We start from the raw sequence: 15,558 nt of genomic DNA, 5'->3' as shown, positions 1-15,558 counted from the left end.
GCGGAACCGCACGATGCGTCGTGTCCGCGCGGCCCGCTCCGGGCCCTGGACCGTTCCTGTTCGCGGGCCGAGCGCGCCGGCGGTGGCGAGCCGTGCCTCCTGGCCGGGTTGCGGGACCCCGCACCGCGCGTGACGCGGCTCGTGGGCGGCACCGTGCCGCACGTACGGTCGCAGGACCGACGCGGGACACGCGGCGGCCCGCCGACGATCATCCGAGGTGTCATCGTGACCTCCGCCGACCCGCTGACGACAGCCGACCACTGGACCCACCGCGCCGCGATCCCGCTGGCCGGCGACCACTCCGTCCTGGACCGCTGGGACCGCGTGGTCGCGCTCCACGGCGACGCAGCGGCACTCGCCGGGGACGGCCGCCCGTACACGTTCCGGCAGGCGGACGGAGCGTCGCGCTCCCTCGCTTCGGTGCTCGGCGCCGAGCTCCGACCCGACGACCGCAGCGGCGCGGGAGTGGGCGCTGTCGCCGGCGGAGCGTCGAAGCCGGTCGGCGTCATGGCCGGCCAGACCACCGAGGCCGTCGTCGCGATCCTGGCGCTCGTCCGCGCGGGGCGCACCGTGGTGGTGCTCGACGAGCACCTGCCCGTGGTCCGGCTCGGACACGTCGCCCGGCTCGCCGGCGTCGACGAGATCGTGGCGGATCCCGCGCGCGCCGACCTCGCGGCCACCGTCGTCGCCGAGCGCGACGGACGCGTGCACGCACTCGCCGACCTGCTCGAACGACACGGCGAGTCGGCGAGCGACGAGCGGGCGACCGACGTGACGACGGCCGACACGGCAGCGGACACGGCAGCCGACGCGCCCGCCGGCACCCGCGCCGCCGGCCTTCGCGCCGCCGACACCCGACCCGGCACGCGCCCCGGCGGCCGCGACCCGTTCGCGATCGTCTTCACCTCCGGCTCGACGGGCATGCCGAAGGGCGTCGTCCTGACGCACCGGCAGCAGCTCGCGAACGCCGAGCAGGACGCCGTCGCCCTCGGCACCGGTCCCGAAGACCGGCTCGGCGTGGTCTTGCCGCTGTCGTTCGCGGCCGGGCTGCTGTTCTCGTTCGACACGCTGCTGAACGGCGGCAGCGTCGTGCTCCTCGAACCCCGCGAACTCGGGGTCGAGCGCCTGCTCGCACGGTTCACCGACGACGGCGTGAACGTCCTCGTCTGCACCCCGCACCTGCTGCGCTCGATCGTCGGTTCGCAGACGGCACCCGGGGCGCAGGCGTCCGGCGCGGCGCCCGCGCTCGGCGGCCTGCGCTTCCTGATGACCACGGGCGAGGCGGTGACCGGGGCGGACATCGCCGCCGCCCGCCCGCACCTCGACCCGACGACGCTGCTCCTCAACGCGTTCGGGTCGAGCGAGACCGGCTGCGTGGCGTACTGCCCCGTCGAGCCCGGGTCGCCGGTGCCCGAGGGCGTCGTCCCCGCCGGGTGGCCGTTGCCCGGCAAGCAGGTGCTCGTGCTGCGCGAGGACGGCAGCCGCGCCGAACCGGGGGAGACCGGCGAGCTCGTCATCGTCTCCGAGGGCCTGACCGCCGGGTACTGGGGCGCCCCGGAGAAGACCGCAGAACGGGCCGGACGCACCGACGACGGCACGCCGACCTGGCGCCAGGGCGACCTCGCCCGGATCGAGCCGGACGGTCGGCTCGTGCTGCTCGGACGGTCCGACGACGCCGTGAAGGTCCGCGGGTACCTCGTCGAACCGAGCGAGGTCGAGGCGGCGCTCCGCGCGATCCCCGAGGTGCACGACGCCGTCGTCACGGCGCAGGTCGACCCACCCGCCGTCACCCGCCTGGTCGCGTACGTCGTCGGCCGTCCGGGCCAGCGGACCCCCGCCCCCGCGGCCCTGCGGCTGGCGCTGCGCGACCGCCTGCCGGAGTACATGGTGCCGGCGTCGATCGTGCCGATGACGGAGCTGCCGCGGAACGAGCGCGGCAAGGTCGACCGTGCCGAGCTGCCGGGTGCGCCGAGCATCGAGACCGAGATGGTCGAGGGCGAGTACGACCAGTGGGAGCTCGTGGTCGGGCAGATCTGGGCCGAGGTGCTGGGGCTCCGGGGTGTGCACCTCGACGAGGACTTCTCCGCGCTCGGCGGCGACTCGCTCTCCGCCGAGGAGATGCTCGCCCTCGTGCAGAGTCGGCTCGGCATCGACCTGCGGTCCTCGGACGTCCTGCAGCACCCCACGCTCCGGGCGTTCGCCCGACGGGTGCGCAGCGGCACGACGGCGCTGCCGAGCCACCCCGACGTGGTCAAGGTTTCCGGCGCGCGCGAGTCCGGCCGTCCCCCCGTGTTCTGCTTCGCCGGCGGCGGAGCGCTCGCGCTGACGTTCCTGCCGTTGTCCCGCTACCTGCCCGAGCACGACGTGTACGCGTTCCAGCAGCACGGCCTCGAGCGTCGGGGGATGCCGGACTGGAGCATCCAGGCCAGCGCCCGCCGGTACGTCGCCCTGATGCGCATCGTGCAGCCACGCGGACCGTACCTGCTGGTCGGCCACTCGCTCGGCGGGCTCATCGCGCTCGAGATCGCCCGACTGCTCACCGAGAGCGGCGAGCAGGTCGAGCACGTCGCGCTGCTGGACACCTACCTGCCGCGGACGGGCGCCGAGGGGGTCCGGCAGCAGTTCGGCCGCCTCGAGCCGCGCGAGCACCGGAACCCCGCGGTCCGCGCCGCCGGCCAGCGCCTCGCCGGGGCCGTCCGGCGGGTCATGCCCACGGGCATGTCGTGGGGCGACCACGTCGCGAAGCGGATGCGCGCCTACAGCGCGGGTGTGCTGCGGCACGGCGGCCAGAAGGACTTCGACGCCTTCTTCGACCAGGCCGAGCTCGTCACCCGGCGGCACCACCCGACGCCGTTCCACGGACGGGCGACGTACGTGCTCGCCGACGCGAACCCGGACGCCGCCGGCTGGTCCGCGCTGCTGCGCGGCCGGACCGAGACCGTGCGGATCGCCGCCGAGCACAGCTCGTTGCTGCGGGAACCGCACGTGGCCGACCTCGCGACGGCGCTGCGTGCGGCGTTCGCGACGGAGGGCGCGGCCCGGAACTGAGCCGGTCGACGGACGGGAGGCCCGGTGCCAGCTGGCACCGGGCCTTCCGTCCGTCTGTCCGTGCGTCCACGGCACGTGGCCGCGCGGTGTTGCGGGTTTCCGTATCCGCAGCCGAGTGTCCGCAATGGACCGCACCGTGCATTGACCGCCTGCCACCCCGCGACGATGGTTGGACACGCGGGGGAGAGTACCCACTCACCTGCGAAGCCGGCGGCGTCGTACCCGCGTCCCGCTGCTCGACCGACGACGGTCACCGTCGTCGATGCGTCATCCGAGGACGCGCCGCTCGTCACACGAGCCACAACCCGACAGCAACCCTGACCCGACAGGACCGCGCCCATGCCCGCACGTACCGTTCGCCCTGCAGACCCGAGGGTCTCCGTCGTCATCCCGGCGCGGAACGAGGCCCGAAACCTCGAGATCATCCTGCCGAAGCTCCCGCCGGTGTACGAGGTGATCCTGGTCGACGGCAACTCCGTCGACGACACCATCGCCGCCGCGCAGCGCGTGATGCCCGACATCCGCGTCGTCCACCAGACCCGCAAGGGCAAGGGCAACGCCCTCGCCTGCGGGTTCGAGGCCGTCACCGGCGACGTCGTCGTCATGTTCGACGCCGACTGCTCCGCCGACCCCGACGAGATCCCGCGCTTCGTGCAGGCACTCGTCGAGGGCGCCGACGTCGCGAAGGGCACCCGCTACTCGCTCGGTGGCGGCAGCGACGACATCACGATCGTCCGCAACCTCGGCAACCGCGGTCTGAACATGCTCTGCAACATCATCCTCGGCACCCGCTACAGCGACCTCTGCTACGGCTACAACGCCTTCTGGGCGGACGTCCTGCCGGAGATCGGCTTGCTGTCCTCCGAGCTGCCGAAGCCGACCGACGGCTCGATGCTGTGGGGCGACGGGTTCGAGATCGAGACCGTGCTCACCTGCCGCTGGTCGGCCGCCGAGCTCGCGATCACCGAGGTCCCCAGCCACGAGAAGCTCCGCGTGCACGGCTCCAGCAACCTCAACGCCGTGACCGACGGCATCCGTGTGCTGAAGTCGATCATGCACGAGCGTCGCCGCGCCGCGATCGGCCGCTCCGAGGTCCGCCGTGCCGCCATGAGCGTCGTGCCGCCGGCCGAGCAGCTGGCCGCCGCGCCGCACGCCGCGGCGCCGCACGCAGCCCCGGCTGCAGCGCACGCGACGGTCCACGCGGCCGGGCACGCCCCGGTCGGCGCACCCGTCGCCGCCGTCGCCAGCCTCGAGGAGGAAGTCGCGTGACGACCGTCGCGGTCGTCATCTGCGCGTACACCCAGCAGCGCTGGGGTGACCTGCAGGACAGCGTCGAGTCCGCCAAGCGCCAGCCCGAGGCCCCCGAGGTCGTCGTCGTGATCGACCACGAGCCCGAGCTCCTCGCCCGCGCCGCTGCACGCTGGCCCGAGCTCCGCGTCGTCCCGAACACCGAGGACCGCGGCCTGTCCGGCGCCCGCAACACCGGCGTCGCCCTCACCGACGCCGACGTCGTCGCGTTCCTGGACGACGACGCCACGGCCGACCCGGACTGGCTCGGCCACATGCTCACCGCACTCGAGGACCCCGACGTCGTCGGCGTCGGCGGTCGGGCCACCCCGTCCTGGCCCACCGCCACCGGTGCCGGCCCCTACGCGGACGAGCTCCTCTGGATCGTCGGCTGCTCGTACCGGGGCCTGCCGGAGACCCCCGGCGACGTGCGCAACGTCATCGGGTCGAGCATGGCCTTCCGCCGTGACGCGATCATGCTCGCCGGCGGCTTCCGCTCCGGCATCGGCCGCGTCGGCAACCAGCCGCTCGGCTGCGAGGAGACCGAACTCTGCATCCGCATCGCCCAGGCCCGTCCGGGTGCGCGCATCCGCCACGAACCCCGGTCGAACGTCTCGCACCGGGTGTCCCCGGACCGCGTGACGATGCGGTACCTGCGTCGCCGCAGCTACTACGAGGGCATCTCGAAGGCCGTCCTGAGCCGCCGCGTCGGCACGGGTGACTCGCTCGCCAGCGAGTCGACGTACCTGACCAAGGTCATCCCCGGAGCGGTGCTGCGCGAACTGCGGCACATCGGCCGCGGCGGCGCCCTGCGCGCCTTCGCGATCGTGCTCTCCGTCGCGTCGACCGTCACCGGCTACGCCGTCGGCCGTGTCCTCGGCGGCGTCGTCGTCCGCACCCCGGCCACCGTGCCGGTCGCACAGCCGGTGGGCACGAGGTGACCCGCGCGACCCTGGCGATGGTCATCTCGCCGATCGTGACCGGCCCGCTGTCCCCGACGTGGGACGGCGCCCTGTGGGTCGGCGAGGTCGACCGAGCCGACGTGCACGCGTCCAGCCACCGTGACGTGGTCGCACTCGAGGGCGCCGCGGGCTACCGGCGCGCTCGACTGCTCGTCCGCGACCACGGCGAACCCCTCGGCTTCGTCGAGGCGGACATCACCGAACGTCGCCGCATCGGCGGGACCATCGACGTCCGGACCCTCCAGCGCGCGATCCGGCCGATGCCGGTGCCCGAGCGTCGGCCGGCAGCAGGTCTGGTGCTGCCGTCCGTCACCGTGGTGCTCTGCACGGACGGTGCCGCCGGCACCACCATGCGGTCGGTGCTCGCCAACGAGTACCCCGACTTCGACGTCGTCGTCGTCTCGCACGGCGCCGACGACAGCGGCGCCGCGACGGTCGCGATCGGCGGACGCCGCGTCACCACGATCGCCGCGCCGGCCGGTGGCCTCGCCGCCGCCCGCAACGCCGGACTCCTCGCAGCGAGCGGCGACGTCGTCGCGTTCGTCGCCGAGGGTGCCGTCGTGGACGGCGACTGGGTCGCCGCGCTCGCCGGAGCGTTCGCCGCGGACCCCGACGTCGCCTGCGTCACCGGACTCGTCCCGAGCGCCGAACTGCGCACCCCCGCGCAGCGCTGGCACGACGACCGCACCGCGGCCGGCCGGACCGTCCGCCGTCGGGTGTTCCGCCTCGACGACACCGACGACGCACCCCCGCACCACCCCTTCGCCGCCGCTGCCTACGGCACCGGTGACAACCTCGCCGTGCACCGTGCGACCGCGCTCCGGATCGGCGGCTTCGACACCGCCTTCGGACCGGGGACCCGCGTCGGCGCCGGCGACGACCTCGACCTCTTCACACGACTGTTGTTCGCCGGATCCGCGATCGCCGTCGAACCGGCCGCCATCGCGTGGCAGCGATCGGCGGACGACGTCGCGTCGCTCCGCGCTGCCGCTGCCGCGCACGGCCACGGACTCGGAGCCTGGATGACCAAGAACGCCATCGACCGCGAGTCGCTCACCGCATCGGTGGACGCAGCGCCAGAGGCGCTCAGCGCCTTCGCGCGACTCGGCCTCGAGCAGGGCGACCGCGTGACGGACATCGCCGGCGACCAGCCCGGCACCGGCGAGGACCGCGTCCCGGACGCGGTCGACACCGAGTTCGCAGCCACCCGGCGGCGACTGCGCGGGGTCGAGCGTCGCTCGGTCCTGGCGGCGCCGTTCCTCGCACTCACCGAACGGCTGCGCGGCGGCGGCACCATCGACCGGAACGCCCGCGGCCGTCACGAGCTCCGGCACGGCCTGGCCTCGGCCGGTCCGGCCCGCCCGGTCGCGGTGGACGCCATGAGCCCGGTCGCGCGGCTCACCGCAGCGGCGATCGTCGTCCTGACGCTCCTCGTCGCCGGGGTCGCGGCGCTCGCCGGACTCCCGGTCCTGCGGGGGAGTGCGATCGGCGTGTACCTCTTCGCGCTGCTCGGCGTCGCCCCGCTGCTGCTCGTCCGCCCGATGCCGTTGGCCCGGTTCAGCGTCTTCGCGGTCACGGCGTCGCTCGTCGGGACGGTCGGCATCGGCTACACGATGGCGACCTTCCAGCTCTGGAACCCCACCGCACCGTTCGTCGGTGTCGTCGTGCTCACCGCGGTCGCCCTCGCCGTCGCCGTGCCGCGGGACGTCGCCGAACTGCAGCGGGCACGCCTCGCGCCGGTCGCCGAGGGGGCCACCGCTCGCCGCTGGACCACCACCCACACCGTCACGGCCGGCTCGGTCGTCGGGCTGCTCGTCATCGTCGTCGCTGCGCTCACGCACATCGGCGACCCGGTGCCGGACGGGCTGTTCGGCTCGCTCGGCCCCGGCCTGGTCGTCGGACTGGCGATCGTCGTCGCCGCTGCCGTCGTCGCCCTGGTGCGCGGCCGCGGACTCGCGATCCCGGTCGTCGTGCTCGGTGGGTCGATCCAGCTCGCGCAGGCCATCACCTACGGCATGCCCACCGTCATGGCGGCCGCCCGCCACATCGGCGTGCTCGAGTACATCCGACGCTGGGGCTCGACGAACCCGGCCGCCGACATCTTCCAGACGTGGTCCGGGCTGTTCGCCGGCGGCGCCTGGGTCGCGGACGTCGGCGGGATCGACAACGCGATGACCATCGCCGCGTGGGTCCCCGTCCTGCTGGCCTTCAGCACGACGATCGCCGTCGGGGTCCTCGCCGCCAACTGGCTGCCGGGCAACCGTCGCCCCTGGATCGCGGCGTTCCTGACCGCGATGACCGGCTCGCTCAACACGACGTACTTCTCGCCGCAGTCGGTGGGCATCCTGATGTCCCTGGTGATCCTCGTGCTGGCCGTCGGCCCGCTGCGACGCACCGCCGCGACCGCTGCCGACGGCGTCCGCTCGACCGTGCTGCGGGCACGCCGCGTGGGCCTGTCCCGGATCATCGCCATCACCCTGATCGGGATCGTGCTGGTCGTCACCCACCAGATCTCGCCGTACCTGACGGTCGCCGCACTCGTGACGCTCATCGTGTTCCGGCTGCTCCGACCCTGGTGGCTCCCGATCGTGGTGCTCGTGCCGGCCGTCGGCTTCGCCCTGCTGAACGACGACATCCTGGGGAAGTTCCTGTCCCTCGGGGCTGTCGGCAAGGTGCTCGACAACGTGCAGCCGCCGTCGCACGACATGACCGTCCTGCCGAAGCCGCTCGTCACCCGGCTCGCGTTCGACATCCCCGCAGCAGCGCTCGTGGTGCTCGGCCTCGTCGCCGTGATAACGGTGCTGATGCGCCGGGACCGCGTGCACTGGGGGCTGCTGGCCACGGCCGCGAGCCCGATCTCGCTGCTCGTCGCGACGAACTACGGCCAGGAGGGCATCTTCCGCGTCGTGCTGTTCGCCACACCGTGGATCGCGATCCTGGCTGCGGGGCTCCCGATGCCCAGCGGCCGGTTGGCTCCCGTCGGTCGCCTCCTCACCCGCACGATGCGACCCACGGCCGTCCAGGTCGTCGTCGCCGCAGCTGCGGTGGCCGCGATGGTCGGGGTCGGCGCCTTCGGCCAGACCGCCCTGGACTGGAACCGCGTCCCGACGCGCAGCCAGTCGGCGGCGACGCAGTTCTACGACTCCACCGCGCCGAAGGGTTCGATGATGCTGCTCACCGGGTCGGCCAACGCCGTCCCGAGCAACACCGGCGCCCGCTACTTCGACGTCGGGGCACTGTCCCGCGAGGTCCTCGGGGCGTACCCGGAGCCGCAGGGCTACGACGCCGAAGCCGACGTGTCCACGATGACCCGCCAGTTCGTCCTCGACTGGCCGGCGACGAAGTACTACGCCCTGGTCGCCGAGCCGTTCGGCGCCTACGACGAGCGCTACGGCTACCAGACCGACGCCGACTACCAGGAGCTCGCGGCCGCGATGGCCGACTCGCCCTACTGGAAGCGCGTCTTCGGCTCCGGCACCACCGCCGTCTACGAACTGACCCCGGAAGGGCTGGCACATGCCACGAACTGAGCACGACACGGTCCGGACCTCCCGGCGGACGCGGCGCATCGGCGCCGCGTCCGCCGCGGCGGTGCTCGGCCTCGTGGCGTTCGTCGTCCCGACGCTCACCGCGACCGGTGGAGCGGCGCTCGCCGACACCACGACCGGACAGTCGTCGGCGTCGGGGGCCGCCGCCGGTGCGGACTGCAGCGCCGGCCGGGTGCTCACGATGGTGGCGCACGCCGACGACGACCTGCTCTTCTCGGGCACCGAACTGCGCGCCGACGTCGACGCGGGCAAGTGCGTCCGCTCCGTCGTCGTGACGGCGGGCGACGCCGGCAAGCCCGCCTGGTACTGGCAGGCCCGTGAGGACGGCCTGATGGCCTCGTACGCCGAGATCGCCGGCGTCGACGCGGACTGGACCACCGGTCAGGTCGTCGTGGCCGGGAAGACCCTGCGCACGGAGACACTGGCGACGCATCCCGAGCTCAGCCTCGTGTTCCTCGAGCTGCCGGACGGGAACATCGACGGGTCGGGCTTCGCGGCCACCGACGACGAGAGCCTCGAGAAGCTCTACGAGGGTCACATCCCGACGATGCACACCGTGGACGGGGCGTCGCAGCCGACGTCGTACTCGCTGACGTCCCTGCGCGCGACCTTCGCCGGGCTCGTCACCGGGTACGCGCCCACCGAGATCCACACCCTCGACCACGGCGGCACGTACGGCGACGGCGACCACAGCGACCACCACACCGTCGCCTACCTCGCCGACGAGGCCCAGGCGACGTACACCGCGGCCCACACCTTCACCGGGTACCTCGGGTACCCGATCGCGAACCGCCCCGCGAACCTCAGCGCCGCGCAGACCGCCGCGAAGGCGGCCGCGTTCTTCGCCTACGCCGCGTACGACGGTGAGACCTGCGGTTCCACGTCCGCCTGCGCATCGCGCCCGGAGGGCTCCTGGCTGAGCCGGCAGTACGCCGTCGGCTCGTCGGCCGAGCCCCCGACCGACCCCACCGACCCGACCGAACCGCTGCCCGCGCAGGGCACCGACGTCACCGCCGGTGCGACCGTCACCGCGAGCGCCGAGAACCCGGCGGACGGCCAGACGGCCGTCAAGGCCGTCGACGGTGTGGTGAGCGGGTACCCCGACGCCCCGACCGCCGAGTGGGCGGCTCCGTGGGGCGGCGTCGGCACCTGGATCCAGCTGGGCTGGGCAGCCGGCACGACCCTGCACGAGATCGACCTCGCCGACCGTCCGAACGGCGACGACCAGGTCACCGGCGGCACGCTGACGTTCTCCGACGGTTCGAGCGTCGCGGTCCCGTCGCTCGACAACGGCGGCGCCGTGCAACGCGTCACGTTCAGCGCCCGGCAGGTCAGCTGGGTGCGCTTCACGGTCGGTTCGGTCAGCGGCACGACCCGGAACGTCGGCCTCGCCGAGATCCGGGCCTTCCGGCCGGCGGACACGACGCCCACGCCGACGCCGACGCCCACGCCGACGCCGACGCCCACCCCGACGCCGACGCCCACCCCGGCGCCGACGCCGACGCTGTCGGACGTCACCGGGTCGGCCACCCCGACCGCCGCGTGGGACGACCAGTCCACCGGGCAGACCGTCGCCAAGGCGGTGGACGGTGTGGTGTCGGGCTACCCCGACAACACGACGGCCGAGTGGGTCGCCCCGTGGGGCCGGACCGGGGTCTGGATCCAGCTCGACTGGGCCGCCTCGCAGCGGCTCGGCCGGATCGTGCTCCACGACCGCCCGAACAGCGCCGACCAGGTCACCGGCGGCACCCTGACGTTCTCGGACGGCAGCCAGGTCGCGGTCGGCACCCTGCCGAACGGCGGCGACGCCCTGACGGTCGACTTCACCCCGCGTGACGTCACCTGGGTGCGGTTCACGGTGACGGGCGTCTCGGACAGCACGGGCAACGTCGGACTCTCCGAGGTCCGCGCGTGGACGACCGGGTGACCGACGAGCAGGGCGACGGCCAGGAGGCCCGCCCCACGTGGTCGGAACACGTCGCCGACGACGCGGCGTCGGCCCACGGCGCCCCACCGGCACACGGTCGTGGCCTGTCCCGGCACCGGCCGTCGCGGCGCGCCGGCACCCGCCGGACCGCGTTCGCGGCCGGCGCCCTGCTCGTGGCTGCCGGCATCGTCGCCGGTACCACGACCGCGACCACCACGGCGAACGGTGACGACGTGACCCTCGACGACCCGAGCGGCGTCTCGATGCCGAGCTCCGAGCCGGAGGGGTGGACCCGGGTGTTCGGCGAGGACTTCGCCGACGCCGCCACGAACCGGACCTTCGAGTCCCGGTACTCGGACCGGTTCGTCGCCTACCACGGGTTCGCCGACACCGCCGGGACGGGACGCTACCAGGCGTCCACCCTGTCGACGCACGACGGCGTACTCGACGTGCGGCTGCGCACCACCCGCGCCGGGGTGCCGCTGGCGGGCGGTGTCGTGCCGCTCGTCGACGGCCAGTGGGGCGGGCAGACCGCCGGCCGGTACAGCATCCGGATGCGGAGCGACGAGGTCGACGGCTACGGCGTCGCGGTGCTGCTCTGGAGCGACGAGAACCTGTGGTCCGACGGCGAGATCGACTTCCCCGAGGGAGCGCTCGGCGCACCCGCGTGGCTCAACGTGCACTGCCTGGCGGACCCCGCCGAGAAGTGCATCCACCAGCAGACCGATGCGTCGCTCAAGGACTGGCACACCTACACGATCGAGTGGACCGCCGACCGGATGTCGTTCCTGGTCGACGACGAGGTCGTCGGCACCACGACGGAGAACATCCCGACGGCTCGGATGCACCTGGTGGTGCAGGCCGGGTCGAACGCCGGGAACCCGCCGGCGGACGCCGCCGGGTCGCTCCTCATCGACTGGATGACGATCGACGTGCCGGCGGACGGTGCCGAGCCGAGCGCGTCGCTGCCGGACGACACCGAGACGACGGTCCCGAACGACTGAGCGGTGCCGAACGACCGAGCGGTGCCGACGTGGTCGTCGGCACCGCTCGGGTCGTCGTCGTCGTTCTTCAGTGCTTCGCGTGCGCCTCGAGCGCCCGGAGCAGCGCCGCGACGTGTCGCTCCCGGCCGTACCGGTCCCGCACCCAGGCACGGCACCGGTCCGCCAGCCCCGGTTCGGCCTCGGCGGCGTGCAACGCCTCGATGACCGTGTCGGCCAGCGCTGCGGTCTCGGTCGGATCGACGGTGAAGCGTGCCCACTCGCCACTCAGGATCTCGGCCGTGCCGCCGGACGCCGCCGCGACGACGGGGCGTCCGGTGGACATCGCCTCGACGACCACGCGGCCGAACCCCTCGGGCTCGATGGAGGGTGCCACCACGACGTCCGCGGCGTGCAGCAGCGGGACGACGTCGTCCCGCTCGGGCACCACGACGACGGCACCGTCGGGCAGCGCGGCGATCGCGCGGTGCACGGCGGGGGCGTCCTCCGGGTACAGGGCACCGGCCAGGACGAGCACCGGAGCCGGGGCGGGCGGTGTGCCGGGCCCGACGAGGACGCGGGCCGACGCGTGGACGCGACCCCATGCCTCCAGGAGGGCCAGCACGCCCTTCGACCGCGTGAGCCGACCGTAGTACAGCACCACGGGGCGGTCCTGGTCGAGGCCGAGCACCGTGCGCGCGCTTCGCGTGCTCGCAGCGGTGGCGGCGGGGAACGCCGTGGTGTCGACGCCGTTCGGGACCACGTCGACCCGGTCCGGCGGAGCACCGACGGCGGTCCAGGCACGTGCCATCGCCGCGGAGACCGCGAGGTACCGGGTCCGGCCCCCCGCGAACGGGCCGAGCCGACGGTAGTTCGGGGCGTGGTGCAGGTGCACGGCCAGGGGGACGCCGGACACGAACGACACGACGCGGCCCCACGGCAGGAACTCCGGACGGTTCAGCCACAGGACGTCAGGACGCGACCGGCGGAGGCGCAGGCCCTCGCGGACGAAGCGCAGCACGTCCGTCGTGGCGGAGCGGATGCCGAAGCGGTAGTCGCGGGCGTGACGCAGTCGGACACCGAGCTGGTCGAACACCGCGCGGCCCGCGTCCGGGTCGCCGTCCGCGCCGGCTCGGTGCCACACCTCGACGTCGTGGCCGGCCGCGACGAGCTCGCCGACGTCCTCGACGACGCACCGTTCGACGCCGCCGGTGATGGCGAGTCCGTTGGTGGCGACGACGACACGCAGCGGACGGGAGGTGGGACGGGTCATGCGGATCCTCCGCGAGCGAGTTTCAGGCGACGGAAGAACCAGGGCAGGCACGCGGCGACGCCGACGACGCGGACGATGTTCCAGGCCAGGTCCTGCGGCGGGAGGAGCGAGGCCGCGGCGACGACGATCGCGATCGCGATGGCCAGCAGCACCCGGCGTCGGGGACCGCGCCACTCGCGGCGGTCCGGCAGGGCGGCCTGCTGCAGCGCGGCGAGGACGGCGTAGGCGATGACCGTGGCGATGCCCGCGCCGACGATGCCGGTCAGGGGCACCAGCACCAGGTTCGCCGCGATGTTCACGACGCCGGCGACGGCACCGATCACGCCGACCGTCACCCCGCGGCGCTCGACCAGCAGGAGCCGGCCGGTCGCACCGCTCGCGACCACCGGGAACGCGGTCAACGCGACCACGAAGACGACGACGGTGAGGGACTCGACGCGGTACGACGCCGGCGCCAGGATCGGCAGCGCCACCGGCGACACGAGGGTGACCGCGACGAGCACGGGCGCGAGCAGCATGTAGAGCTCGTCGCGGGCGTGCATCGCGAGCCGGCGGCGGGCCACGGCGTCGCGGAGGGCGGCGAAGTGCGGCGCCCAGGCCTGGTTCGTGAAGGTCAGCAGCAGGATGACCGCGGAGCCGACGACGTAGGCGATCTGGTAGCGGGCGACTTCGTCTGCACCGAGGAGGCGCTGCACGACGAGCCGGTCACCGGCGTTCAGGACGAAGTACGACAGGCTGCCGAGCGCGATCGGGACACCGAGCTTGAACGCCCGGACCGTGGTGCGGTGGTCGAACAGACCGCGGAACCGCGGCTTCGTGGCGACGATGCCGATCACCATCGCGGCGCCCTGCGCCACGACCCCGCCCCACGCGTACGTGGTGGCGTCTGCGTGCACGGCGGCGAGCAGCCCGAGGCCGATGATCGACCCGCCGACGGACGACAGCAGGCTCGTCACGGCGAACACGCGGATGCGGTCCTGGGCGACGAGCAGCGCGAGGGACAGCTGCACGATCGCGGCGGGTCCGGTCCAGAGCACGGCGACCAGCAGCAGCGGGTGCTGGTCGACGAAGCCCGCGGCGTCGCCCCAGAGCGGGATCGACACGAGGGCGAACACGGTGACGGTGACCGCGGTGACCATGCCGACGAACACCAGGCCGCGGGCACGCCGGTCGTCGCCGTCCTCGGCGCGCTGCAGCACCGATGCCTGGTCGATGCCGCACACGGCCACGACCACCAGGGCCTGGTACAGCGCGATCGCCGAGGCCAGCACGCCGAACTCGGCCGGCGGCATCAGGTGTGCGAGCACGGGGGAGATCAGCGAGCTCACGACGAGCTGCATCGACCAGACGACCACGTAGAGCAGGCCACGGCCGAACAGGACGGACGAGCCGCGTGCGACGGCGATCGAGTCCGTGTCGGTGGACAGCGCGCCGGGGGCCGCCGGCTGCACGGACGCCTCGAGCTCGTCGTCGTCGGGTTGTGCCGCGAGCGCAGCCGCCTCGGCCGCACGGGCCTCGCGTCGGGTCTGGGGGACGGTCACTGCGCCACCACCACCGGCTGGTCGTCGGCGGACGTGCGGAGCCCGAACGTCGCGTCGACCACGTCGAGCAGGTCGGTGCTGCGCGACGTCGAGAACTTGCGGGCGAACACGTACGGGGTCGACTGGTCGGCCGACGTGCGACGCTCCAACAACCTGCCGGCGTCCTCGATGCCGAGCCACGGCGGGCTCTTCTGCTTCGTGCCGTCCCACCCGATCCACCAGAGCGGCTGCGCTGCGTGGGCGTCCGCGAAGTCCGGGGTGAACTCCGGGGTCAGCAGGACCGACGGCACGAAGGTCTCGTCGCCGATCCACACGCGCTCCCAGAACGCCACCAGGTCGGGGCGCTGGTCGAACACGTCGACGACGCCCTGCGCGTGGTGGCGGGCCAGGACCTTGAGCTGCGAGCCGCCGCCGAACACGACGTCACGCGGGACGCGTCGGGGGATCGGCAGGCGCAGCATGTGCTTCCGCCACGCCCAGTGCCGGAACCGCACGCGCGACCGACCGCCGTCCCGACCCCACGCGGGGTGCGGCAGCGGCTTCGCCTCGACGAACGACCGGCCGGGGTTCGCCGCCAGGAGCGCCGAGATCTCCTCGGCGTCGGCCAACGGGTAGTCGCTGCCCGTCAGCAGGGCCACGTGCGTGGCGTCGGTCCCGGACAGGGCGGCGCGGTAGCCGGCGACCTCGGCCGCGACGTTCTCCCACTTCGCCCATCCGGTGCGCATCCGCGGCAGCACGTGCACCCGTTCGGGCAGGCCGGCGGTCATCGCCTCGAACGCGTCGTCGTCGGTGCTCGCGTCGCAGTGCAGGAACACCGGGAACGGGTCGAGCGCCGCCACGAGCCGACGGACGTGCGTCGGGTCCTCGTGGGCGAGGACGATGCACGCGAGCGGCGTGGGAGTGATGGCCATGTCCGCGACGCTAAGCGGGCCCACGAACACCGACAAGGGCGGTCGGGACCACCTGCGGGGGAACGGCGGTTTCCCGCAGGA

Annotated in this window: 9 protein-coding genes; 6 read left to right on the top strand and 3 right to left on the bottom strand. The window is 73.7% G+C overall.

Annotated elements, in window-relative coordinates; translation table 11 throughout:
* Window positions 1-225: 225 nt before the first annotated feature.
* The 6 genes from ACXKZB_RS12125 to ACXKZB_RS12100 all read left to right on the top strand — a co-directional run bounded on the left by ACXKZB_RS12125 (window position 226) and on the right by ACXKZB_RS12100 (window position 11,776).
* Entirely contained in the window at window positions 226-3,048 is a 2,823-nt protein-coding gene (locus tag ACXKZB_RS12125) for a non-ribosomal peptide synthetase (RefSeq protein ID WP_488823284.1), read from the top strand.
* Window positions 3,049-3,387: 339 nt separating this feature from the next.
* Window positions 3,388-4,317, top strand: coding sequence for a glycosyltransferase family 2 protein (locus tag ACXKZB_RS12120; protein ID WP_222657962.1), 930 nt, complete (start codon window positions 3,388-3,390; stop codon window positions 4,315-4,317).
* Window positions 4,314-5,276, top strand: a complete 963-nt coding sequence (locus tag ACXKZB_RS12115; RefSeq protein WP_123312247.1) for a glycosyltransferase family 2 protein — start codon at window positions 4,314-4,316, stop codon at window positions 5,274-5,276. Before ACXKZB_RS12120 ends, ACXKZB_RS12115 begins: the two co-directional genes overlap by 4 nt.
* The gene (locus ACXKZB_RS12110) at window positions 5,273-8,827 is read left to right on the top strand and encodes a glycosyltransferase (protein ID WP_488823283.1); all 3,555 of its coding nucleotides are present in this window, start codon (window positions 5,273-5,275) and stop codon (window positions 8,825-8,827) included. Before ACXKZB_RS12115 ends, ACXKZB_RS12110 begins: the two co-directional genes overlap by 4 nt.
* The gene (locus tag ACXKZB_RS12105; protein ID WP_488823282.1) at window positions 8,814-10,772 is read left to right on the top strand and encodes a DUF7402 domain-containing protein; all 1,959 of its coding nucleotides are present in this window, start codon (window positions 8,814-8,816) and stop codon (window positions 10,770-10,772) included. The genes ACXKZB_RS12110 and ACXKZB_RS12105 overlap by 14 nt, the downstream gene beginning before the upstream one ends.
* Complete coding sequence (locus tag ACXKZB_RS12100) at window positions 10,757-11,776, top strand: glycoside hydrolase family 16 protein (RefSeq protein WP_488823281.1); 1,020 nt, start codon at window positions 10,757-10,759, stop codon at window positions 11,774-11,776. Before ACXKZB_RS12105 ends, ACXKZB_RS12100 begins: the two co-directional genes overlap by 16 nt.
* Before the next feature lie 67 nt (window positions 11,777-11,843).
* Here the strand turns inward: ACXKZB_RS12100 and ACXKZB_RS12095 are convergent, their stop codons facing one another.
* The 3 genes from ACXKZB_RS12095 to ACXKZB_RS12085 are packed head-to-tail and all read right to left on the bottom strand — an operon-like array spanning window position 11,844 to window position 15,477.
* Complete coding sequence (locus ACXKZB_RS12095) at window positions 11,844-13,025, bottom strand: glycosyltransferase family 4 protein (RefSeq protein ID WP_488823280.1); 1,182 nt, start codon at window positions 13,023-13,025, stop codon at window positions 11,844-11,846.
* Window positions 13,022-14,566, bottom strand: a complete 1,545-nt coding sequence (locus ACXKZB_RS12090) for a lipopolysaccharide biosynthesis protein (RefSeq protein WP_488823279.1) — start codon at window positions 14,564-14,566, stop codon at window positions 13,022-13,024. The genes ACXKZB_RS12095 and ACXKZB_RS12090 overlap by 4 nt, the downstream gene beginning before the upstream one ends.
* Window positions 14,563-15,477 (bottom strand): beta-1,6-N-acetylglucosaminyltransferase, encoded by a 915-nt coding sequence (locus ACXKZB_RS12085; RefSeq protein WP_123312253.1) that lies wholly within the window; start codon window positions 15,475-15,477, stop codon window positions 14,563-14,565. Before ACXKZB_RS12085 ends, ACXKZB_RS12090 begins: the two co-directional genes overlap by 4 nt.
* Window positions 15,478-15,558 lie beyond the last annotated feature (81 nt).

This window comes from Curtobacterium sp. ABR8 (genome assembly GCF_057812125.1).
The sequence above is the reverse complement of the archived record's forward strand: the minus strand, read 5'-3'. Positions and strand labels throughout refer to the sequence as shown.

Coding starts and splice junctions, on each gene's coding strand:
- ACXKZB_RS12105 (WP_488823282.1), top strand. CDS start 8,814: ATGCCACGAACTGAGCACGACACGGTCCGGACCTCCCGGCGGACGCGG.
- ACXKZB_RS12095 (WP_488823280.1), bottom strand. CDS start 13,025: ATGACCCGTCCCACCTCCCGTCCGCTGCGTGTCGTCGTCGCCACCAAC.
- ACXKZB_RS12085 (WP_123312253.1), bottom strand. CDS start 15,477: ATGGCCATCACTCCCACGCCGCTCGCGTGCATCGTCCTCGCCCACGAG.
- ACXKZB_RS12120 (WP_222657962.1), top strand. CDS start 3,388: ATGCCCGCACGTACCGTTCGCCCTGCAGACCCGAGGGTCTCCGTCGTC.